Source organism: Streptomyces flaveolus, assembly GCF_044765825.1.
GTDB lineage: Bacteria > Actinomycetota > Actinomycetes > Streptomycetales > Streptomycetaceae > Streptomyces > Streptomyces flaveolus.
Genome location: NZ_JBIWKU010000013.1, coordinates 65,202 through 84,359, shown reverse-complemented (window position 1 = coordinate 84,359; position 19,158 = coordinate 65,202). Strand labels below are relative to the sequence as shown.

Below are 19,158 nucleotides of genomic sequence, written 5' to 3'. Positions count from 1 at the left end.
AACAAGACAACTGCTCAACTTTTGCGGCCCGCCCCGGCCTGCCACGCCCATCCGCCGTCCTGGGTCCTTCGGGGCTTCGCCGGCACGCACCGCCACGCGAGGACCGCGGCGGTCAGGTAGGCGAGCGCGCCGACGGCCATGCTGGTGCGCAGTCCGGCGCCGTAGTCGGTGGCCGTGGCGAGCAGGCTGCCGCCGAGCGCCACGCCGGCGGCGCTGCCGATCTGGCGGGTGGTGTTGAACAGCGCGGAGGCGGCCCCCGAGTAGGCCGGGGGAGCAGCGCCCATCACCGTGGCGGTCGAGCCGGTGAGGGCGAAGGAGGTACCGAACCCGGCGGCCGCCAGCGGTGCCACCAGCAACGGGTAGGCGGGGTCGGCCCCCGCCGCTGCCCAGCCGGCCAGTCCCAGCGCCGCCAGCAGCATGCCGGAGACCACCAGGGGGCGGTCGCCGGTGCGACGGGTCAGTCGCCCGGACAAGGCGGAGGCGAACATGGTCATCGCCACCGCCGGGAACAGTGCCAGACCGGTGTCGAGGGCACTGAAGCCGCGCTGGTGCTGGAAGCTCAGGCTGGCGGTGAACACCATGCCGTAGAAGCCGAAGTTGAACAGCAGGCCGATGACGGCGCCGCCACTCATCGCACGAGAGCGCAGCAGACTCGGCGGAAGAACGGGAGACCGGGCCAGCCGCTCGCGCACCGCGAACGCCACAGCGGCCAGTACGGCCAGGCCCAGCCCGATGAGGATCGCCGGATCGGACCAGCCCCGCCGTCCGGCCTCGTTGAGCGCTCCGATCAGCAGCGCCACCGCGGCCACGACCGCGCACTGCGCGGGCATGTCCAGGGCCCGCTCTGCGCGCCGGGGCGAGCGCGCGACGTACCGCAATGTCAGCACCGTGCAGGCCGCGCCGATGGGCAGGTTGATGAGGAACACCCAGCGCCAGCCCACCGTGGAGACGAGCAGCCCGCCGAGCAAGGGCCCGGCGGAAGCCGCGATGCCCGCCATGGAACCCCAGAGCCCGAAGGCCCTCGAGCGTGCGGCCCGCGCCGGGTAGGCCTGCTGGAGCAGGGCCAGGGAACCGGGGACGATCAGCGCCGCCCCCAGCCCTTCCACCAGTCGGGCCGCGACCAGGAACGGGGCGTTCGGGGCGAGCGCGCACGCGGCCGAGGACACGGTGAACACCGCCACGCCCGAGCAGAAGACCCGCCGGTTTCCCAGCCGGTCGCCCAGCGCGCCGCCGGTCAGCAGGAACGCGGCGAAGACCAGGGTGTACCCGTCGGTGATCCACTGGACGCCGGTGAGCGAGGCCGACAGCGCCCGGCCGATCACGGGCACGGCGACGTTGATGACCGTCACGTCCAGGATCACCATGAAGTACCCGGCGCACACCGCCAGCAGCGGCGCCCACGACCGCCGCTCGGGCTCGGGGGACGGCACGGACCCGTTGCCACCGGCCGACTCCGCGAACGCCACAGCTCCCACTCCGTCCCGTCCGCGAAGACCCCACACCGAAAACGACCATAAGGGACGTGGGCTACATATCGCCGGAACCGGGCCTGACGACGACGCTGACGTGCGCGCCGGGCCGTGCCTCCACGCGCGCGATCGCCGCGCGGTCCCCCGGCAGCACGGAAGTGGCGGTCCTGGCGGCCCCGGTCAGTTCGAGGCGCCAGCCGCCCGCCCGGGGCGGCACGGAGATCTCGGTGACACCTCCCCCGGCCCGGTACGACAGCCGAAAGGCCCCGCTGTCCGGCTCGTACGCCTCGGCGGTGATCCGGCCGGCGACCGCCGGGGCGTACGGCGCCGCGGTCTGCTCCTTGTTGGTGCGGAAGCGTCCCTCGGCATCGACGGCGCAGTACCCGCCGCCGTAGCACCAGACGTAGCCCGCCCAGCCGGAGCTGTAGCGGTTCAGGGACGACAGGGCGTCGCGGTAGAAGCGCCCCATGTTCGGCAGGGAGTTGTTGAGCGGGCCCCATTCCCCCACCACGACGGGGACGCGGTACTGGCGCGGGTAGACGGTCACCGCGGCCTCGTACGCCTCGATCCAGCCGGCCGACGGGTCGTAGTCGGCGCCCGCCTCCATCGCCGTGTTGTAGAAGTGGGGCGCGTAGACGGCCTTGGGATCGTCGACGCGGCCCAGGCCGGTGGGGACGCCCTCCCCGACGATGGGGGTCGGTTCGAAGAAGACCCAGGAGTCGTCGTCGACGGAGCGGACGGCGTCGGCGAGGCGGTTGTACAGCGGGGTGAGCTGATCCCGCTCGATGCGCCGGGCGGCCGTCGGCAGGTCCTCGCCCTGCGCGATCTCGCCCATGGGCTCGTTGATCAGGTCGTAGCCGAGGACGGCCGGATGGCCACCGAGGCGCCCGGCCAGCACCCGCCACATGTCGGTCTGGGCGCGCCGCAGGTCCGGGTCCTCGTAGAGGTGGGTGAACGCGCGCTGCACGGCCGGTTCGAAGTACTCGGAGAACCAGTCGTCGGGGTGCGGGGTGAACGGCAGACCGTCGGTCCGCGTCGCCCACTCGGGGATGCCGCGGTGTCCGAACGCGGGCCCGAAGACGTCCTGGTGCGCGTCGATCAGCACCTGGATGTGGTGCTTGTGCGCCCAGTCGAGGATGCGTTCGATGCTGCGGAGGTACCGCTCGCTGTAACGGCCTCGCTCGGGTTCGAGGTCGTCCCAGAAGACCAGCAGCCGCGCGAAGTCGAACCCCCGGGACCGCAGGTCCCGGAAGTGACGTTCGCCGATCGCGGAGAGGGCGGCCTCGCCGCGGTGGGCCTTGTCCTCGACGTTCCAGCCGCGCAGCGTGAGAGCGCGGCCCCGGTCGTCCGTGAGCCGGGGGATGCCGGGGAGTGGACCGCGGTGGCCCTCGACGGCGGGCTTCGCGTGGGCGGTTGCGGTGGACAGCAGGACGGTGCAGACGAGCGCGGCGAACAGACGGCGGTACATGAGACCTCCGGCACGGTCGGTCGGCAGTGCGGCAGATCACATCAGGAAAGCTGAGGATTGTTCAAGAGTGCGGGGAGTCGACGTTCGGCGCCGTGACCAAGGCCGTCTACCGGGCGCCGTACCCCACGGGCGACGTCCGGCACGCCTCCGACCTCTCCGTCACCGACTCGGGCCGCCTGCTGATCTCTTCGGCGTCGGACGAGGGGGACGACGGGCCGTTCGACTCGGCGGTGAGTGACGCGGGCTCGGTCTCGCTCGACCGCTCGGGACGGGTGCGGCTGACGGTGGCCAGGCACCCCGAGGTACTGCGGAGGTTCAAGGACCACAAGGTCGAAGCCGTGGACTGCGTGTCCGGTTCCGGCATCGCGGTCCTCGGCACGGACGACGAGAACGCCGGCAGCGCGGTGACGACTGCCCGCATCTGCGACTGACCACCCGTTCGGCACGAGGTTCCGGGCACTCGGCCCTGCCGAATTCGCCCCCGCCGTACGCCGCTTCGTGTGATTCCCGGCAGGCGCGGGTTCCCGTAAGGCCGGCTGAGCAGCCTATCGTTACGGGCATGACCTTCCACCTGACGACGGAACCCACCGTCTTTCGCGCAGCGCTCCGGGAGCAGTTCGAGACGTTCCTCGACGAGCATCGGGACGCGCTGCACGACAGCCTGGACGGACTGACGGAGGAGCAGGCGCGCCGGTCGTTGGTGACGTCCAAGACCACCTTGCTGGGCCTCGTCAAGCACGCCACGTTCGTCGAGAAGGTCTGGTTCGACGAGGCGATCACGTGCCGGCCCCGCAGCGAGATCGGGATTCCGGGCACGCCCGACGAGTCGTTCGATCTCCACGACGACGACACGGTCGCCTCGGTCCAGCGTGCCTACCGGGAGACCTGCGCGGCGTCCCGTCGGGCCACGGCGGACCTGACGCTGGACGACATCGTCCGGGGCAACCGCCGAGGCCCGCTGCCGCTGCGCTGGGTCTATCTGCACACCCTGCGGGAATTGGCCCAGCACTGCGGCCACGCGGACATCCTGCGCGAGCAGGTCCTCGACGGCCCGGCACGCACCGTCTGACGGCCGGCCACGGGGCCCTGCCGTGCGCGTCCGCCGCTCGGACGACGGCACCTGTGGCGCGATCATGTTGATCTTGTGCACCTTTGCGGTCGACGGCATGGAACCCGGACAAGGCCGCCCATCTCTCCCCGTGATCTCCGGCGGCTCCGTGATAACACGAAGTGATCACCTCCGAGAGGGGCCTACGATCTCATGGGTATCTTCAGCCGCCGCCCGTCCACCATGGTCGAGCCCACGTCGACTGTCCGCTCCCATGCGCACGTTGCCGAGGGCGAGATCGACGGTGTCGCACTCGACCCGACGCTGCGGTCCCTGACCGGGCGGTGGACCATCGACCGCCCGCACAGCCGCATCGGGTTCTCCGTACGGCACGCCATGGTCACGACGGTGCGCGGGGCTTTCACCGACTACGACAGCACCCTGTACTTCGACGGAGTCCGGCCCTCCGAGTCACGGGCCGACCTCGTCATCCGGGTCGCCAGCGTCGACACGGGCGTGGAACAACGGGACGCGCACCTCGTCGGCGCCGACTTCTTCGACGTACGCCGCTTCCCGGAGATGGTGTTCCGCAGCACCTCCACGACACACGAGGGCGGGGAGAGCTTCCGGATGACGGGAGACCTGACCATCCGTGACGTCACGCGGCCCGTCGACCTCCAACTCGACTACCTCGGCTCCGTCACGGACCCCTTCGGCTTCGAACGAGCCGGCTTCGACGGCACCACCACCATCGACCGCACCGAGTGGGGCCTGGTGTACAACCAGCGCCTGAAGGCGGGCGGCACGATGGTGAGCGAGAAGGTCCGGCTGCAGTTCGACATCTCCGCGATCCGGGCGACGTCATAGCGGCTGGACAGACCGTCGGAGGCACCGCGCCGGTCAGCCCGCGGAGGCGGGCCCCGGCGGCAGGTGGACGGTCATGATCAGGTGGCAGGTCTCGTCCCCTGCGCCGCGGTAGGCGTGGGGGGCGTCGCCGTCGAAGGTGGCGGTCTGTCCGGCGTGGACGGGGTGCTCGGCGCCGTCGACGACGAGGGTCATCCGCCCTGACGTCACACTGACCGTCTCGACGACTCCGGCCTGGTGGGGGTGGCTGGGGTATTCCTCGCCCGGCTGGAGCCGCCAGCGCCAGACCTCGACCGGGGCGGGGCCCGAGGTCGTCAGCATCAGCCGGGCCTCGCTTCCCCGCTCCCCCGCCCACAGCGGCATCACGGCATCGGCGGACACCACGCGGACGCGGCCTTCGGCCGGCCCCTCCATCAGCGCGGACACCGAGACGCCGAGGGTGTCGGCCAGCCGCACCAGGGTCGCGAAGTTCGGATTCCCCTGGGCCTTCTCCAAGCCGACCAGCGCCCCCTTGCTGACCTTCGCACGCCGGCCCAGCTCGTCCAAGGACAGGCCGGCGCGGGTGCGGGCAGCCCTGACGTTGTGCGCAAGCGTGCGCAGAGCTGCCTCTGTCTCGGTCATCCGATCCCCATCCCGCGAGTGGACCACTTCAATGCACCGCCCGGTCGTTCGGTTGACACGGGACGGTCGTTTCACTGTACGGTCTAGTCGTTCCATTGACATAGTAAGGGATGTGCGTCCGTGATCGCTCTGCTGCTGGCCCTGGGCAGCTCCCTCGCCTACGGCTGCGCCGACTTCCTCGGCGGCCTCGGCGCCCGCAAGGCCCACGTCCTGCGCACCGTCGTCGTGGCGGCGCCCGCCTCCCTCGCGGTCGAGCTGCTGCTCTGGCCGGTGCTCGGCGCCACGTTCAGCACCGGCGCACTCACCTGGGGCGCCGCGTCCGGCGTCGCCTCGGCCGCCGCCTTCGCCCTGCTCTACCGGACGCTGGCGATCGGGCCGATGAACGTCCTCTCGCCCATCACCGCACTCGTCTCCGCCATGCTCCCGGTCGGCGTCGGCCTGCTGCAGGGCGAGCATCTCGGCCTCGCCGGTCTCCTGGGCCTGCCCCTGGCGCTGGTCGCCGTGGTGCTGGTCAGCGCCGGGCACGGCGGCGGAGCGGCCCGGCCGTCGCGCACCGCACTGCTGCCGGCGTTCGGCGCGGGCGCGGCGATCGCGCTGCAGCTGGTCTTCCTGCACCAGGCGCCGTCCGACAGCGGCGTCGCCCCGCTGATCGTCGGCCGTGCCGTCTCCTCGGCCGTCACCCTGGCCGCGGCCGGACTGATGTTCCGCAGGCTCGGCACCGAGAAGCCCGCGTACGCGGTGTCGGCCGCCGCCGGCGTGCTGGACTCGGTGGCGAACCTGCTGTTCCTGCTCGCCGCCCGCAGCGGGGACCTGGCCGTGGTCGCCGTCATCACCGCCCTCTACCCCGCCGGTACCGTCCTGCTCGCCCGCGGCGTCCTCGCGGAACGCGTCCACCGCGGCCAGCTCGTCGGCCTGGGCACCGCCGCCGTCGCCGTCAGCCTCCTCGCCCTCACCTGACCCGCTCCGCCACACCACCGCCGCGCAAGGAGTACCGCATGTTCATCCAGCCCTGGGACGCCGGCCTCGACGAAGCCGAATGGCAGACCTGGATCGCCGAAGGACACGACTTCGGCATCCTCGGCGTCAACGGCCTGCCCGGCGAGCCGCCCGTCGCCGTCCCCACGCACTTCACCGGCGGTCCCGGCCACCTCCTGATCCACTTCGCCCGGCCCAACCCGGTCTGGAAGGCGATCGAGAACGACCCGAACGTCCTGTTCACCGTCTTCGGCGACTACGCCTTCGTCCCCGGCCCCTGGCGTGCCAGGCCGGACACCCCGCCCAACGACGGCGTCCCCACCAGCTACTACACCGCCGTGCAGTTCACCTGCCGTGCCACGGTCGTCGACGACCCCGAGGCCAAGGCCGAACTGCTGCGCCGCCAGATGGCCCATTTCCAGCCCGACGGTGATCACGCGCCCCTCGCCGTCGACCGGCCCCCGTACGGCCGGATGCTGTCCGGCATCCGCGGCCTGCGTCTGGAAGTGACCGATGTGCGGGCGAAGTTCAAGTACGACGACCACAAGACCGTCGAACACCGCACCGCCGTCGCCGATCACCTCACCGAACGCGCCCAGGGTCTCGACCTCCCCACCGCGGCCCAGCAGCGCCGCCGCCTGGACCGCATCGGCCCCTGGAAGCCCTGAGCGCTCCGCGAGGAGGGCCGCACTGCGGCCGCCGGTCCGTCGTGGCCGGTCGCGCAGTTCCCCGCGCCCCTTCGGGAAGCGGTCTCTGCGGGACGCTCGAAAAAGACGCCCCGGATTCCCGACAGGCGACCGCCCGCTCGCATACCACCCGCCCCCGTACGAAGGACGGAACAGCCCCTCCCATGACCACCTTCCGCCTCTCCCCCGCCGTCGCCGACGCCTTCCCCGACACCCTCGTCTCCCTGGTCACCGCCAACGGCCTGCACGGCCGCGCACCCTGGCCCGACACCTCTGCCGCCCTGGAGGCACTGGAACAGCAGCTCGCCGACGGCACCTGGCAGCCCGCCGACGAGACCGACCCCCGTATCGAGGCCTGGCACACGGCCTACCGTTCCTTCGGCACCAATCCCCGCCGTGTCCGCCCCAGCGTCGACGCCCTCGGCCGCCGCATGGTCAAGAAGGGCACCCTGCCGCGCATCAACCCGGCGGTCGACTCGTACAACGCCGTCTCCGTCCGCCACGGCCTGCCCGCCGGCGCCTTCGACCTCGGCCACGTCACCGGCGACGTCGAGATCCGCTACGCGGACGGCACCGAGGAGTTCACTCCCCTCGGCGAACCCGACACCGTCGAGAATCCCAGGTCCGCCGAGATCATCTACGCCGATGCCGCCGGCGTCCTCACCCGTCACTGGAACCACCGCGACGCCCACCGCACCCGCGTCACCGAGGACTCCGCTCACGTCGCCTTCGTCCTCGAAACCCTCCATGCCACCCGCGACGGCCACCTCCTCGAGGCGGCAGCCGAGGAACTGCGCGGCCTGCTCGTCCCGCACGCCGCCGAGACCCGGGTCGCCCACCTCACCCGGGAGCGGCCCCAGGCCACGGCCTGACCGCCGGCCGTGCCGCACAGCTCGCCGCCGGCGCCGGTCGCGCGGGCTTGCTCTTCACTCACCGCCCCGCTCACACAGGGCGGCGGCCACGAGGTTCTCCAGGGCCTCGCGAGGCACGTCGCCGCCGGACACCAGCCGGTCGAAGACCAGTCCGTCGACGCAGGACAGCAGCGTGCGCGTGCGGTTCTCGACGTCCCTCACGCCGTGCCGGGCGAGGAACGACCGGACGGCCTCGCGGCCGGCGTTCTCGCGGGGTACGAGGATCTCCCGCAGTTCCGGGTCGCGCACGCTCTCCACGGCGCAGGCGCAGCGGGCGATCGAGCGGCGGCGGCCCTCTCCCGTGAGTCGCTGCCGGACGAGCAGCGCCATGCCGTTCACCAGGTCTTCGGCGGTGCGGAGGGGTGGGAGCTGCTCGGCCGTCGTGTGCAGCTCCGCCTGGTCGAGCTGGACCAGGCGGGTGACGAGTCCGGTGAGCAGCGCGGCCCGGGTGCGGAAGTACGCCGATGTGGTGCCGGGCGGCAGGCCCGCCCGGCGGTCCACCGCACGGTGGGTCAGGCCGCGGATCCCTTCGTCGACGAGGACGTCGAGAGCCGCGTCTGCGAGAAGGGTGCGTCGATCCGTGTCCATGCCCCTTTTCTACACTTGTAGAGCTTCGGCTAGGATCGGCTTTCTACAGGTGTAGAAGAAGTGAGGGCTCGCCATGGGTGACACAGCAGTGATCATCGGAGGGGGCATCGGCGGACTGGCCGCCGCGATCGGTCTGCGCCGCGCCGGATGGAAGGTGACCGTCGTCGAGCGCGCGCCCGTGCTCGACGACGTCGGGGCGGGCATCTCGCTGGCCGCCAACGGCCTTCGGGCACTGGACGAGCTCGGCGTGGGCAAGGCGGTGCGGGAGGCCTCGCGGGGCCAGTACAGCGGCGGCACCCGCACGCCACGTGGTGGCTGGCTGGCCCGGATGGACGGCGCGGCGCTGGAGAAGGCGGTCGGCACGCCCATCATGGGCATCCCCCGCGCCACCCTGCACCGGCTGCTGCGCGAGGCCCTGCCCCCCGAAACGCTGCTGATCGGCTCCGAGGCCGGTTCGGTTCGGCAGATCGATCCCGGGACGGTACGAGTCGGTTGCGGCGACACGGTCCTGGAGGCCGATCTGGTGGTGGCGGCCGACGGCATCGGCAGCAAGGTCCGCGCCCGTCTCTTCCCCTCCCACCCCGGCCCGGTCCACAGCGGCTCGGCGGTGCTGCGCGCCATCACCGAGCATCCGGTCGCCCTGCGCACCGACTTCGAGCTGACCTGGGGGCACGGTGCCGAATTCGGGCACATCGCGTTCCCCGACGGGCGCGCCGAGTGGCACGCGGTCCTCAACGACCTTCCCGCGGGGACACGGTTCGCCGACCCCCTGGCCGAACTGCGCCGACGATTCCACGCCTGGCACGACCCGATACCCGCCCTGCTCGACGCGACCCGAGCCGACGCCGTGCTGCACCACGACGTCAACGAACTGCGCACACCGCTGCCCTCGTACACGGTCGGCCGGATCGCGCTGCTCGGTGACGCGGCACACGCGATGACCCCGAACCTGGGGCAGGGTGCCTGCCAGGCGCTGGAGGACGCGGTCACCCTGGCCGCCGCGCTCACCACGGAGGCCGGCACGGACGCCGCGCTCGCCCGGTACGACGCCGAGCGCCGGCCCCGCAGTCAGGCCGTCGCACGCGCCGCCCGGCAGGCCGGGCGGATGGGCCAGCAGCTCTCCCACCCGTTGTCCGTCGCCCTGCGCAACACCGCGATGCGACTGACGCCCTCCCGTGCCGCCGTGCGCATGATCCTCCGGCACCACGACTGGACTGCCCCGCGGCTGAGCTGATCCCCAGGCGGATACGGGCCTTGGCCGGGGCCGGCACGTGTCCGCCGAGCCGCACGAGCGTGAGGGGTGCGTCCGCGGGCAACAGGCCGGTGCGGAAGACGGCGGTCTTCGAACCGCTTTGCCGGAAACCAGGTTTGTCCCGTGACGGCAGGAGTTACAGTCGGCGGGCAGTGGTTGCCCGCCGACGGGACGGTGGCCCCGTTCGGGAGCCGGGGGTCATGGCCCGTTGGTCACCGTCGTGAATCGTGAGCCGTCGTAGAGGTGGTAGCCCCCATGAGCATCGTCGACCTGGCCGCACTCGGTGACTCCTTCACACGCGATCCGTACCCTGTGTACGCCCGCTTACGGGCCCAGGGCCCCGTGCACCGCATCCGGATGCCGGAGGGGAACGCGGAGGCCTGGCTCGTCGTCGGCCACGAGGCCGGGCGCGCCGCGCTCGCGGACCCGTCGCTGTCGAAGGACTGGAGCAAGGCGTCCCCCTCACTGCCGCTCGGTGCCATCTCCTCCGGTCCGCACATGCTCAGGGCCGACCCACCCGACCACACGCGGCTGCGCAAGCTGGTCGCCCGGGAGTTCACCGCCCGCCGGGTGGAGGAACTCGCCCCGCGCATCCAGAAGACCACCGACGCCCTCCTGGACCGGATGCTCGCAGCGACCGACGGGCGCGCCGACCTCGTCGAGGCCCTGTCCTTCCCGTTGCCCATCTCCGTCATCTGCGAACTCCTCGGAGTTCCGGACCTCGACCGCGATTCCTTCCGCACGTGGTCGAACGACGCCCTCGGCGCCACCGACCCCGAAGCCCGCAGGGCGGCCGCGGCGTCCATGGCGCGGTACCTGGAGGAACTGCTGGCGAGCAAGCGGCAGCGGCCGGGCGACGACCTCATGAGCGCGCTGATCCACGGTCCGGACGACGACGGCGCCGGCGGCGACCGGCTGTCTGCCGACGAACTCCTGGGGATGGCCTGGCTGTTGCTGGTGGCGGGCCACGAGACGACCGTGAACCTCATCTCCAACGGCGTCCTCGCCCTGCTCACCCATCCCGAGCAACTGGCCGCGCTCCGCGCCGACCTCACCCTCATCGACTCCGCCGTCGAGGAGATGCTCCGCTACGACGGTCCCGTGGAGACCCCGACGTACCGGTTCACCACCGAGCCGCTGACGATCGGCGACACGGTCGTTCCCGGGGGCGGAGAGCTCGTTCTCGTAGCCCTGGCCGACGCCGACCGGGACCCGGCGCGCTTCGCCGAGCCCGAACGCTTCGACATCACGCGCGACGCCCGTGGCCATGTGGCGTTCGGCCATGGCATCCACTACTGCCTCGGCGCACCGCTGGCCCGCCTGGAAGCGCGCATTGCCATCCGAACGCTGCTGGAGCGCTGCGAGAACCTGGAGCTGGACATCCACCCGGCTGCCATCGCCTGGCGTCCGGGGCTGATGATCCGTGGCCCGCGGCGTCTGCCGGTGCGGTTCACCTCGTAGGCGCGTCTTCCCGGAATTCCGCTACGGCTTGCGGGCCAGCCCCGCGGCGATGAGTCGCTCCCAGACGGTGAGCTCCCGCTCGCCGTCGCCGCTCCACGGACCGCCATCCTCGTCCGGACGCCAGGCGGATGCCGGGACGACCCCGGGGGCGAGGATCTCCAGGCCGTCCAGCAGGGACTCGATCTCCTCGTCGGTCCGCCACCGGCCTCGGCCGAAGGTGCCCTGGAGTACTTTCTCGGCCTCCGCCGTCTCCGGGTTGTGCCCGGAACGGAAGTGGCTGACGAAGAAGTAGCTCCCGGACGGCACGTGGTCGCGCCAGTAGCGGACGATGTCGCCGGGGCCCTCCTCGTCGTTGACGTGGTGGAGGATGGCGCTGAACATGACGGCGACGGGACGGTCGAAGTCGATCAGCGCCCGGGTGTCCGGGTGGGTGCGTACACCCTCGGGGTCACGCACGTCGACCGGCACGACCCGCGTCCGCTCGTTCTCCTCCAACAGGGCCCGCCCGTGCACCAGCACCTGGGGATCGGTGTCGACGTACACCACATGGGACTCGGGGGCGTGCCGTTGCGCGACCTGGTGCACGTTGTCGGCGGTCGGAAGACCACTGCCGAGGTCGATGAACTGCCGTATCTCGGTGGTCGTCACGATCTCTCGCACCGCCCGCGTCAGGGCCGCACGGTTGGCGAAGGCGATCGCCACCGAACCAGGGAGGTCGCGCTTGAACACGTCTCCGATCTCCCGGTCCACGGCGTAGTTGTCCTTGCCGCCGAGCAGGTAGTCGTACACGCGGGCGATGCTGGGTTCGGTGCTGTTGATAGAGGAACTCTCTCCCGTCATGGCAGCCATCTTCTCGCGCGACGACGACTGCTCACCACCACTTCGGCAACACCCCGGGCGGGCCACGCGTGTATCGCGCATCGGGCCGGGTAGGCGCCTCAACCGGATCATCTGATTCCGCTTTGAGTCCCCACGTCGCGTGAAGCTGGAGGAACACTCATGAACAAGCCGATGCGGCACGTCGTGACCACGGGGATCGCAGCCGTAGGGGTCGGAGGTGCGCTTCTGGCCGGCGCGGGCTCGGCGACGGCGACTCCGCAGCACCGTGGGCACACCGACCGTCCGGCCACGGTGACAGCCGGACACCATCACGCCCGGAGGTCCGCCTCGCACCAGCGCACCGACCCGTGGGTCATGGACCAGCTGCGCATGTTCGATCCCGCGGCCGCCCGGCGGATCGCCGTGTACGACCCCTGGGTGAAGGACCAGCTGGCCCAGTTCGCCGGGCAGGTCGACTGAGCCTCCGCCCGGGCGTTTCGACTGCCGGTGCCCGATGGTGGCGGCGGACCCCACTCCGCCTTCCGTCCGGTGGCGCCCGCCGGCGTCAGGCCCCGTCGAGGGCGGCAGCGACCCGGCTCATGACGCGCTGCCAGTGCTTCCGTCGCCGTTCACGCTCCTCCGGGCTCGCCATGTGCTCCTGGTGGAACCGGAGCATGGTGCGGGCCCCCTCGGCGGCGGGAGCCAGGGCGACTTGGACCGTGGTGGTGCCATGGGTGACGCGAATCTTCTTCCCGGCGTGGTAGCCGCGCACCTCGCCCATCACTCCTTCGGCCGTCCGGTAGGGAGTGCCCCGTTCCGGGGCGAGGACCGTGTCGAGGCCGAGCCAGAGAGCGAGCCCCTCCGCGCCGCTGATGAAGTCCCATACGACAGACGGCGGGTGGGGGAGGGTGCGGGATACCCCGATCTGCCAGCCGGCGTCCTGGGTGAGTCCTGTGGGCATGGCGGTCATCCTTCCTCGGTGTGGCGGGCACGCAGGGCCCTGACCTTGTGACGGTTGCCGCAGTGCTCCATGGAGCACCAGCGGCGGCGCCCCGGCCGTGAGGTGTCGACGTAGACGAGGTGGCAGTCCTCGGCGGCGCAGGTGCGGATGCGGTGCGCGAAGGGGCCGGTGAGGAGTTCGACGGCGTCCCGGGCGACGGTGGCCGCCAGGTGGGTGCCGGTAGAGTCTCCGGCCCACTGCCGCTCGCCGGTCGGGGTGATGGCGGGGGCCAGGGCCGGACGGGCGGCGGCCTCGTTGATGACCTCCAGGTCGCCCGGCGGGTGAGGCTCGTCGCGGGTGTGCGCGATGACCACGCGGAACAGCGCGTCGCGCAGCCTTCGCATGTCGGTCACCTCGTCCGCCGAGATCTCCAGCACGGGTGTCGGGGTCAGCCGCGACCGGTCCGCCCAGGCCGCGAGGTCGGCAGCTTCGTGCAGAACCTCGTACCGGCGGTAGGGGCCGGGGCCTCCGGTGGTCAGCAGTTCCAGGGACAGCGCGCCGGGGTCGAAGCGGTAGGCGACGCCCGTGTGCGAGTACAGCGTCAGCCCCTTGGCCGGGGTCGAATCCATGTAACCAATATAACCGGTTACGCGAAGACGGGGTGGGGTTTCGGTCATCCCCGGCACACATGCGCCGGGGCGGTGGCGCGAAGCGCCTGACCCTCACGTGGCGTGATCCGCTGTCCGGTCGTCATGACGCAGTGACGGACAGCCGGAGTGCAAGAGACTCCGGAGTTCCCCGATCTGCTGCGAATTGATCGACGAGCGGTCGACCGCGTTCCGCGCCGCGATCCGCATGGGGCATGCGCTTCCGCCGGTTCATGACGAGGAGTGCGGCACGGGCGGCGGCGGCTCACCGTGCCGGTGCGCCCGGCCCCTTCACCAGCAACTCCCGCGCCCGGTCGGCGGCCTCACCGAACGGGTCGGGGAAGACGCCCAGCCCGTGCGCGACCAGCGCCCCCTCGTGCAGCAGCATCAGCGCTCGTGCCAGCCGGTCCGCGCCGGACTCGTCGACCTCCCGGGCGAGGCGGGTGAACAGGTCGAGCATCCACCGCTTCTGCCCGGTGATGACCGCGTACGCCGGATGGGCCGGGTCGCCGATCTCCGCATGGGCGTTGATCATGCTGCACCCCCTGGGCCCGTGTTCCGCCGCCCACGCTCGCGACGCCTCGAAGACCGCCAGGATCCGGGCGGCCGGCTCCTGCCCCGCGACCGCGTCCAGACGGCCGCCGAGGAGTTCCCGCCAACGCTCGTCGCGTCCGGCCAGGTACTCCACGACGATCTGCTCCTTCGAGCCGAACCGGTCGTACAGCGTCTTCTTGGTCACCCCGGCCTCGGCGGCGATGAGGTCCACACCCACAGCATGGATGCCGTGCTCGTAGAACAGCCGCTCGGCGGCTTCCACCACGCGGCGCGCCCCGGGCGTCATGCGGACGCGGTGCGGCTTCTCCACGGTCTCCATGCTCTCCATGGTCGCAAGTATACCGATCTGTATAGTGGGCACCCGAGACGAGTAAACCGATCTGTATACCTCGATTCGTCCACGGGATGTGGTCCACGTGAACGCCCTGCTCTCGGCCGCCTTCGTACTGAGCTGGAGTTCCGGTTTCATCGGCGCCAAACTCGGCGCGGGAACCGCGGACGCGGCCACGCTCCTGATGTGGCGTTTCCTGCCGCTCGCGCTGGTCCTCGTCGCCGTCGCGCCCGTCTCACCGGCGGCATGGCGGGGACTGAGGCTCCGGGACGCCGGCCGGCAGATCGCCATCGGCGCCTTGTCGCAGAGCGGATATCTGCTCAGCGTCTACTACGCCATCCAGCTCGGTGTCTCCAGCGGCACCACCGCACTGATCGACGGCGTACAGCCCCTCGTCGCCGGCGCGCTCGCCGGGCCCTTGCTGCGGCAGTACGTCTCGCGCCGGCAGTGGGCGGGCCTGTGGCTGGGGCTCGCCGGAGTCGCCACGGTCACCCTGGCCGACGCGGCGGCGACGGGCGCGGACGTCGCCTGGTGGGCGTACTTCGTCCCCTTCCTCGGCATGCTGTCACTGGTGGCGGCCACCTTCCTGCAGGGCCGCTCACGCGTGCCGGTCGCGCCCCGGGCGGCGCTGACGCTCCACTGCGCGACCAGTGCCGTCCTCTTCTCCGGGCTGGCGGTCGGCACCGGGGCGGCGGTTCCGCCGGCCGACTCCTCGTTCTGGGTGGCGACCGCCTGGCTCGTCGTGCTGCCCACCTTCGGCGGGTACGGGCTGTACTGGCTGATCCTGCGCCGGTCCGGCATCACCGCGGTCAACACCCTCATGTTCCTCATGGCCCCGGTCACGGCCGTGTGGGGCGCCCTGATGTTCGGCGAGCCCTTCGGTGCGCAGACCGCCCTCGGACTGGCCGTCGGCCTCGGGGCCGTGGTGGTCGTCCGCCGCGGAGGTGCCGCGCCCCCGGCACGTCCCGCACGGTCCGCCACGGACCGTGCGGTCGAGCCCTCCGGGGAGAGGCGCTGACCTCCGACGGCGTCGGCGCGGACGACCGCGCGGTCAGCCGCCCTCGGGAGCGTCCACGACGGCACCGTTCTCGTCGATCATGTGGGTGCGCCAGTACACGTCCCACTTGTCGTCGACCTGCCGCGGCACCTTGCCCTCGGGGTAGCGCGTGTAGCCCTCGGGAGGCTGCTCGCCGTCGGAGACGCACGCGGAGCCGGTGCCCCCGACAGACGTGACGGGGTACTCGCCTCCGCTGCAGATGTCCTCCCGGTACTCCAGCGAGCACCCGGTGAGCACCAGGGCCGCCGTGGCACACCCGAGAGCGGCGGCAGCCGTGACGCGGGCAACGCCGCGCCGGGCGCGGTCGGCAGGTCGGCAGTTCCTGCTGGTCTTGCGCACAAGGTCTCCTAGCGTCGGTAGGCAGGTTTCCCACCTTCGCCGACGCCCGGCGGTGGGTCCTGAGTACGCGTACTCAGCGCACGCACTCGCCGGTGCTCACTTGCCGGTACGCCCTACAACCCGGGGCCGTTGTAGGCGCCGCGGTGGGGCTTGGTGGTGGCGGGGACGGGGTTGCCCCAGTAGTCACGGCCGCCGTTGTCCGTCACCACCGCGCCGTTGTCGAGCGCGGGTGAGGAAGCCTTCAGCTTGTAGCCGTCCACGGAGTAGATCGTGTCGCCCCCTGTGCCGGGGTTCACGAACCGGGGGTCGCCGGCGATGCCGTTGTCGGTCGGCCGGGGCACGCCCTGGAAGACGTTCCACTTCCAGGAGATTCCGGTGCCGGTGGGCAGCCGGGAGTCGCTCGTGCCCACCCAGATGTTGTTCTCGAGCACGCTCTCGTCGGGGAGTGTGATGTCGAACTTCTTGTCCGTGCAGTACATGACGTTGTTGTACATGTGCAGCGCGGATCGGCCGCTGCCGCCGCTGCTCATGCGGCAGTCGTTCTCGGAGATGTTGTAACGGATGATCTCCTTCGCGCCGCCGATGGTGCCGCAGCCGTCGCAGTCGAGGAAGAAGCCCCCGATGTTGTCCCGGCTGAAGTTGTACTGGATGGTGCAGTAGCCGGTGTTGCCCCAGTCGCAGTCGAAGGCCTGGCTGTCGGCGACCGACATCTTCGTGATGCCGTAGACGGCGTTCTTCTGGATCGTCGGGTTGTGGTCACCGAGCACCCAGATCCCGGCGAAGTTCCCGCCGGAGAAGGGGTAGACGCCGTTTCCGGTGCCGGAGGCCACGTTGTACTGGATCAGAGGTGCGTCGGCATAGCTTCCGATGATGGCGTCACCGCCGACGTCACGCACGGTGTTGTGCTCGATCAGCACGCCGGACCCCTTGGTGGCCATGGAGCCCACGCGGATCTTCAGCCCGCCGCCGCCGGTGTTGCTCACCTGGTTGTGGTGGACGTGGACGTCGTCGAGGGTCGAGCCCGCGCCGGTCGCCCCGGTGACGATGCCCGCGGACTGGACGTAGTCCTCGGTGGTCGAGCCGCCCTTGTTCGTCTGCCCCGCCACACGGTCGATGATCAGGTTGCCGATGTCGAACCCACGGTGGGACCTGCCGTCGGTCGCGGAGATGCGCACGCCCGTCCGGCGTGCCAGTGACCCCGCCGGGTTCGTCACCTTGAGGTTGCGGATCGTCCAGTGGTCCTGGTCGGTCAGCCTCAGCGCGTCCGCCGCGCCGTCGCCGTCGATGGTGGGCGGGGCGCCGGTGCCGTAGCTGGTCACGGTGATCGGGGCGGCGGCCGTGCCGCTGCCCGCCGGGGCGAGCGTGCCGGTGCAGGTGGTCCCGGCCGCGAAGGCCAGGGTGTCGCCCGGCCCGTACGTCTTCGCGTTCGCCTGGCCGATGCTGTTGAAGGGGCTGCTCTGGCTGCCGGTGCCGGCCTGCGACGCCGAACAGTCGACATAGCTGGTCGTTCCGGCGGCCGACGCCGGTACGGCCGGCAGAGCGATCACGCTTGCGCCGGCGAGTGCCGCGGCGAGGAGTGCGCCGTTCAACGCCTGCCGTCCGCCACCGGTGACTTTGGCCCTCATGGGTGCGCCTCTCTGCTGGAGTCCGCCAGAAACTAGGGCCGCGCGTGGACCGAGTCAATGGTTTTGTATCGTTCGATCAAATGTCGATCGAAATCCTCAGGGGTCGTGTGGAGATCATCGAGGGCGCCAGAACCCGCTCGGACATCGGCTCCCGGACGGGGAGCCGGAGGAGGAGAATTGATCAGATGACCTGTGCGTGATCAGATAAGGTCTCCGGGGAGACACCGGATCCGATCACAAGGAGGAGTGTCGATGGCTGCTTCGGCCGAACGACGGCGCTCTCGCATCCTCGACGTCGTGCGCGAGACCGGTTCCATCCGGATCGTGGAGCTCGCCGAGCGCCTCGGCATCCCGGCAGTCACCGTCCGGCGCGATGTCGCCACGCTCGCCGACGAGGGCAAGGTGGAGCGGACCCACGGCTCGGTGGCCCTCTCCGCCGGCACCTCCGGTGGGCAGGCCGCGGGGCAGGGACGGGTGATCGGCATGCTGGTGCCGACCGTCGGCCAGTACTTCGACGAAGTGATCGCCGGGGCCAGTGCCGCGGCGACCGCGGCGGGGGCCCGGCTGGTCCTGGGCATCGCGCCGTACGGGGCCGGCAGTGACCGCGCCCAGGTGGAGCGGCTGCTGGAGTCGGACGTCGACGGGCTGCTGCTCACGCCGGGCTGGACCCCCGGCGGAGGGCTGGAAGGCGGCGACTGGCTGGGCGAACTGCCCGTCCCCGCCGTCCTGGTGGAACGCCGGGCGGCACCGCTGAGCCCGGCGGCGCAGTGGGACGCGGTCTGCTCCAATCACCGCCACGGGGTGCTGCTGGCGCTGCGCCGCTTCGTCGCGCTCGGACACGACTCGGTACTGCTCGCCGCCCGCGCCGACACCCGTACCGCCTGCGAGGTGCGCGCCGGCTACGCCGAGGCCGTGGCACAGCTCGGACTGCCGACGCTGCCCGTGGTCGACGTGTCCAGCCCCGAGAGTTCCCGTTCGCCGGGGGACGACGCGGACCTGGCCGCCCGGATCGCCGAGGCCGCCCGCTCCGGCGTGCGCGCCGTGCTCGTGCACAACGACCAGGACGCCCTGCAACTGCCGTCGCTGCTGCGCACGCACGGTCTGACGGTGCCGGAGGACGTGGCGATGATCGCGTACGACGACGTGTACGCCTCGCTGTCGGAGCCGCCGCTGACGGCGGTGGCTCCGCCGAAGAGGGCGGTCGGCTCCGGCGCGTTGGATCTGCTGCTGCGGCGGCTCGACGCGGGCGGCGCGCTGCCCGTGCACCAGATCGAGCTGCTGCCCACGCTCAAGCTGCGCAAGTCGTGCGGAGGCCCGGCGTAGTCAGCCCAGGCCGGCCGGGAACCGGGGCCCGGTTCCCGGCCGGCCGCGTCGGTCCGGAGCGGGCTTGCACCCCGTTCTGATCGAATAATCAATCGGTCACCCCGGCTCGTCCACCGGCCGTCCCGCACCCGTGCCCGCTGAGAACGGAGCTTACAGGTGGGCGAGGCGAGGCCAGCAGC

Annotated in this window: 21 protein-coding genes; 11 read left to right on the top strand and 10 right to left on the bottom strand. The window is 71.4% G+C overall.

Annotated features, from left to right (window positions below; translation table 11 throughout):
• Window positions 1–14 precede the first annotated feature (14 nt).
• A complete protein-coding gene (locus ACIRG6_RS31685) occupies window positions 15–1,466 on the bottom strand; it encodes an MFS transporter (protein WP_403325146.1) in 1,452 nt (483 codons plus the stop codon).
• Window positions 1,467–1,527: 61 nt separating this feature from the next.
• Window positions 1,528–2,937 carry a cellulase family glycosylhydrolase gene (locus ACIRG6_RS31680; RefSeq protein ID WP_403325145.1) on the bottom strand — a complete coding sequence of 470 codons (1,410 nt, stop codon included), beginning with the start codon at window positions 2,935–2,937 and terminating at the stop codon, window positions 1,528–1,530.
• Window positions 2,938–3,029: 92 nt separating this feature from the next.
• Between ACIRG6_RS31680 and ACIRG6_RS31675 the strand changes: the two genes are divergently transcribed.
• The 3 genes from ACIRG6_RS31675 (at window position 3,030) to ACIRG6_RS31665 (ending at window position 4,852) form a co-directional block, all read left to right on the top strand.
• Window positions 3,030–3,368, top strand: coding sequence for a hypothetical protein (locus ACIRG6_RS31675; protein ID WP_364683821.1), 339 nt, complete (start codon window positions 3,030–3,032; stop codon window positions 3,366–3,368).
• Between the two features lie 128 nt (window positions 3,369–3,496).
• Window positions 3,497–4,006 (top strand): DinB family protein, encoded by a 510-nt coding sequence (locus tag ACIRG6_RS31670; RefSeq protein ID WP_403325144.1) that lies wholly within the window; start codon window positions 3,497–3,499, stop codon window positions 4,004–4,006.
• 192 nt (window positions 4,007–4,198) lie between these two features.
• Entirely contained in the window at window positions 4,199–4,852 is a 654-nt protein-coding gene (locus ACIRG6_RS31665) for a YceI family protein (RefSeq protein WP_403325143.1), read from the top strand.
• A 33-nt stretch (window positions 4,853–4,885) separates the two neighbouring features.
• Here ACIRG6_RS31665 and ACIRG6_RS31660 read toward each other — a convergent pair whose 3' ends face one another.
• Window positions 4,886–5,470 (bottom strand): helix-turn-helix domain-containing protein, encoded by a 585-nt coding sequence (locus tag ACIRG6_RS31660; RefSeq protein ID WP_350718565.1) that lies wholly within the window; start codon window positions 5,468–5,470, stop codon window positions 4,886–4,888.
• Window positions 5,471–5,590: 120 nt separating this feature from the next.
• On the opposite strand from ACIRG6_RS31660, the gene ACIRG6_RS31655 reads away from it, so the two are divergent.
• The 3 genes from ACIRG6_RS31655 to ACIRG6_RS31645 all read left to right on the top strand — a co-directional run bounded on the left by ACIRG6_RS31655 (window position 5,591) and on the right by ACIRG6_RS31645 (window position 8,003).
• Window positions 5,591–6,427 (top strand): EamA family transporter, encoded by an 837-nt coding sequence (locus ACIRG6_RS31655; RefSeq protein WP_364683815.1) that lies wholly within the window; start codon window positions 5,591–5,593, stop codon window positions 6,425–6,427.
• A gap of 38 nt (window positions 6,428–6,465) precedes the next feature.
• Window positions 6,466–7,113, top strand: a complete 648-nt coding sequence (locus tag ACIRG6_RS31650) for an FMN-binding negative transcriptional regulator (protein ID WP_403325142.1) — start codon at window positions 6,466–6,468, stop codon at window positions 7,111–7,113.
• 182 nt (window positions 7,114–7,295) lie between these two features.
• On the top strand, window positions 7,296–8,003 hold the full coding sequence (locus ACIRG6_RS31645) for a B3/B4 domain-containing protein (protein ID WP_403325141.1): 708 nt from the start codon (window positions 7,296–7,298) through the stop codon (window positions 8,001–8,003).
• A 54-nt stretch (window positions 8,004–8,057) separates the two neighbouring features.
• On the opposite strand, the gene ACIRG6_RS31640 is transcribed toward ACIRG6_RS31645, so the two are convergent.
• Entirely contained in the window at window positions 8,058–8,630 is a 573-nt protein-coding gene (locus tag ACIRG6_RS31640) for a TetR/AcrR family transcriptional regulator (RefSeq protein WP_403325140.1), read from the bottom strand.
• Between the two features lie 73 nt (window positions 8,631–8,703).
• Between ACIRG6_RS31640 and ACIRG6_RS31635 the strand changes: the two genes are divergently transcribed.
• Both ACIRG6_RS31635 and ACIRG6_RS31630 read left to right on the top strand, forming a co-directional pair.
• The gene (locus ACIRG6_RS31635) at window positions 8,704–9,864 is read left to right on the top strand and encodes an FAD-dependent monooxygenase (RefSeq protein ID WP_364683807.1); all 1,161 of its coding nucleotides are present in this window, start codon (window positions 8,704–8,706) and stop codon (window positions 9,862–9,864) included.
• 273 nt (window positions 9,865–10,137) lie between these two features.
• Window positions 10,138–11,343 carry a cytochrome P450 family protein gene (locus tag ACIRG6_RS31630; protein WP_403325139.1) on the top strand — a complete coding sequence of 402 codons (1,206 nt, stop codon included), beginning with the start codon at window positions 10,138–10,140 and terminating at the stop codon, window positions 11,341–11,343.
• A gap of 21 nt (window positions 11,344–11,364) precedes the next feature.
• Here ACIRG6_RS31630 and ACIRG6_RS31625 read toward each other — a convergent pair whose 3' ends face one another.
• Window positions 11,365–12,183: an SAM-dependent methyltransferase gene (locus ACIRG6_RS31625; protein WP_403325138.1), complete on the bottom strand. Its 819-nt coding sequence runs from the start codon at window positions 12,181–12,183 to the stop codon at window positions 11,365–11,367.
• A gap of 159 nt (window positions 12,184–12,342) precedes the next feature.
• Here ACIRG6_RS31625 and ACIRG6_RS31620 point away from each other — a divergent pair, with 159 nt between their 5' ends.
• Window positions 12,343–12,642, top strand: coding sequence for a hypothetical protein (locus tag ACIRG6_RS31620; RefSeq protein WP_364683801.1), 300 nt, complete (start codon window positions 12,343–12,345; stop codon window positions 12,640–12,642).
• Window positions 12,643–12,727: 85 nt separating this feature from the next.
• Here ACIRG6_RS31620 and ACIRG6_RS31615 read toward each other — a convergent pair whose 3' ends face one another.
• From ACIRG6_RS31615 to ACIRG6_RS31605, 3 genes are all read right to left on the bottom strand, one after another.
• Window positions 12,728–13,123 carry an SRPBCC domain-containing protein gene (locus ACIRG6_RS31615; RefSeq protein ID WP_403325137.1) on the bottom strand — a complete coding sequence of 132 codons (396 nt, stop codon included), beginning with the start codon at window positions 13,121–13,123 and terminating at the stop codon, window positions 12,728–12,730.
• Between the two features lie 5 nt (window positions 13,124–13,128).
• Window positions 13,129–13,731 carry a CGNR zinc finger domain-containing protein gene (locus tag ACIRG6_RS31610; protein WP_364822521.1) on the bottom strand — a complete coding sequence of 201 codons (603 nt, stop codon included), beginning with the start codon at window positions 13,729–13,731 and terminating at the stop codon, window positions 13,129–13,131.
• Between the two features lie 283 nt (window positions 13,732–14,014).
• Complete coding sequence (locus ACIRG6_RS31605; protein WP_403325238.1) at window positions 14,015–14,623, bottom strand: TetR/AcrR family transcriptional regulator; 609 nt, start codon at window positions 14,621–14,623, stop codon at window positions 14,015–14,017.
• A 97-nt stretch (window positions 14,624–14,720) separates the two neighbouring features.
• Here ACIRG6_RS31605 and ACIRG6_RS31600 point away from each other — a divergent pair, with 97 nt between their 5' ends.
• Window positions 14,721–15,653 (top strand): DMT family transporter, encoded by a 933-nt coding sequence (locus ACIRG6_RS31600; RefSeq protein WP_403325136.1) that lies wholly within the window; start codon window positions 14,721–14,723, stop codon window positions 15,651–15,653.
• Between the two features lie 33 nt (window positions 15,654–15,686).
• Here ACIRG6_RS31600 and ACIRG6_RS31595 read toward each other — a convergent pair whose 3' ends face one another.
• On the bottom strand, window positions 15,687–16,031 hold the full coding sequence (locus ACIRG6_RS31595; protein WP_403325135.1) for an SCO0607 family lipoprotein: 345 nt from the start codon (window positions 16,029–16,031) through the stop codon (window positions 15,687–15,689).
• A gap of 113 nt (window positions 16,032–16,144) precedes the next feature.
• Window positions 16,145–17,656: a right-handed parallel beta-helix repeat-containing protein gene (locus tag ACIRG6_RS31590; protein ID WP_403325134.1), complete on the bottom strand. Its 1,512-nt coding sequence runs from the start codon at window positions 17,654–17,656 to the stop codon at window positions 16,145–16,147.
• Window positions 17,657–17,908: 252 nt separating this feature from the next.
• Between ACIRG6_RS31590 and ACIRG6_RS31585 the strand changes: the two genes are divergently transcribed.
• Window positions 17,909–18,979 (top strand): substrate-binding domain-containing protein, encoded by a 1,071-nt coding sequence (locus tag ACIRG6_RS31585; RefSeq protein ID WP_403325133.1) that lies wholly within the window; start codon window positions 17,909–17,911, stop codon window positions 18,977–18,979.
• Window positions 18,980–19,158: the final 179 nt, after the last annotated feature.

Coding starts and splice junctions, on each gene's coding strand:
- ACIRG6_RS31660 (WP_350718565.1), bottom strand. CDS start 5,470: ATGACCGAGACAGAGGCAGCTCTGCGCACGCTTGCGCACAACGTCAGG.
- ACIRG6_RS31590 (WP_403325134.1), bottom strand. CDS start 17,656: ATGAGGGCCAAAGTCACCGGTGGCGGACGGCAGGCGTTGAACGGCGCA.
- ACIRG6_RS31640 (WP_403325140.1), bottom strand. CDS start 8,630: ATGGACACGGATCGACGCACCCTTCTCGCAGACGCGGCTCTCGACGTC.
- ACIRG6_RS31650 (WP_403325142.1), top strand. CDS start 6,466: ATGTTCATCCAGCCCTGGGACGCCGGCCTCGACGAAGCCGAATGGCAG.
- ACIRG6_RS31645 (WP_403325141.1), top strand. CDS start 7,296: ATGACCACCTTCCGCCTCTCCCCCGCCGTCGCCGACGCCTTCCCCGAC.
- ACIRG6_RS31630 (WP_403325139.1), top strand. CDS start 10,138: ATGAGCATCGTCGACCTGGCCGCACTCGGTGACTCCTTCACACGCGAT.
- ACIRG6_RS31670 (WP_403325144.1), top strand. CDS start 3,497: ATGACCTTCCACCTGACGACGGAACCCACCGTCTTTCGCGCAGCGCTC.
- ACIRG6_RS31635 (WP_364683807.1), top strand. CDS start 8,704: ATGGGTGACACAGCAGTGATCATCGGAGGGGGCATCGGCGGACTGGCC.
- ACIRG6_RS31680 (WP_403325145.1), bottom strand. CDS start 2,937: ATGTACCGCCGTCTGTTCGCCGCGCTCGTCTGCACCGTCCTGCTGTCC.
- ACIRG6_RS31615 (WP_403325137.1), bottom strand. CDS start 13,123: ATGCCCACAGGACTCACCCAGGACGCCGGCTGGCAGATCGGGGTATCC.
- ACIRG6_RS31585 (WP_403325133.1), top strand. CDS start 17,909: ATGGCTGCTTCGGCCGAACGACGGCGCTCTCGCATCCTCGACGTCGTG.
- ACIRG6_RS31605 (WP_403325238.1), bottom strand. CDS start 14,623: ATGGAGACCGTGGAGAAGCCGCACCGCGTCCGCATGACGCCCGGGGCG.
- ACIRG6_RS31625 (WP_403325138.1), bottom strand. CDS start 12,183: ATGACGGGAGAGAGTTCCTCTATCAACAGCACCGAACCCAGCATCGCC.
- ACIRG6_RS31665 (WP_403325143.1), top strand. CDS start 4,199: ATGGGTATCTTCAGCCGCCGCCCGTCCACCATGGTCGAGCCCACGTCG.
- ACIRG6_RS31620 (WP_364683801.1), top strand. CDS start 12,343: ATGAACAAGCCGATGCGGCACGTCGTGACCACGGGGATCGCAGCCGTA.
- ACIRG6_RS31610 (WP_364822521.1), bottom strand. CDS start 13,731: ATGGATTCGACCCCGGCCAAGGGGCTGACGCTGTACTCGCACACGGGC.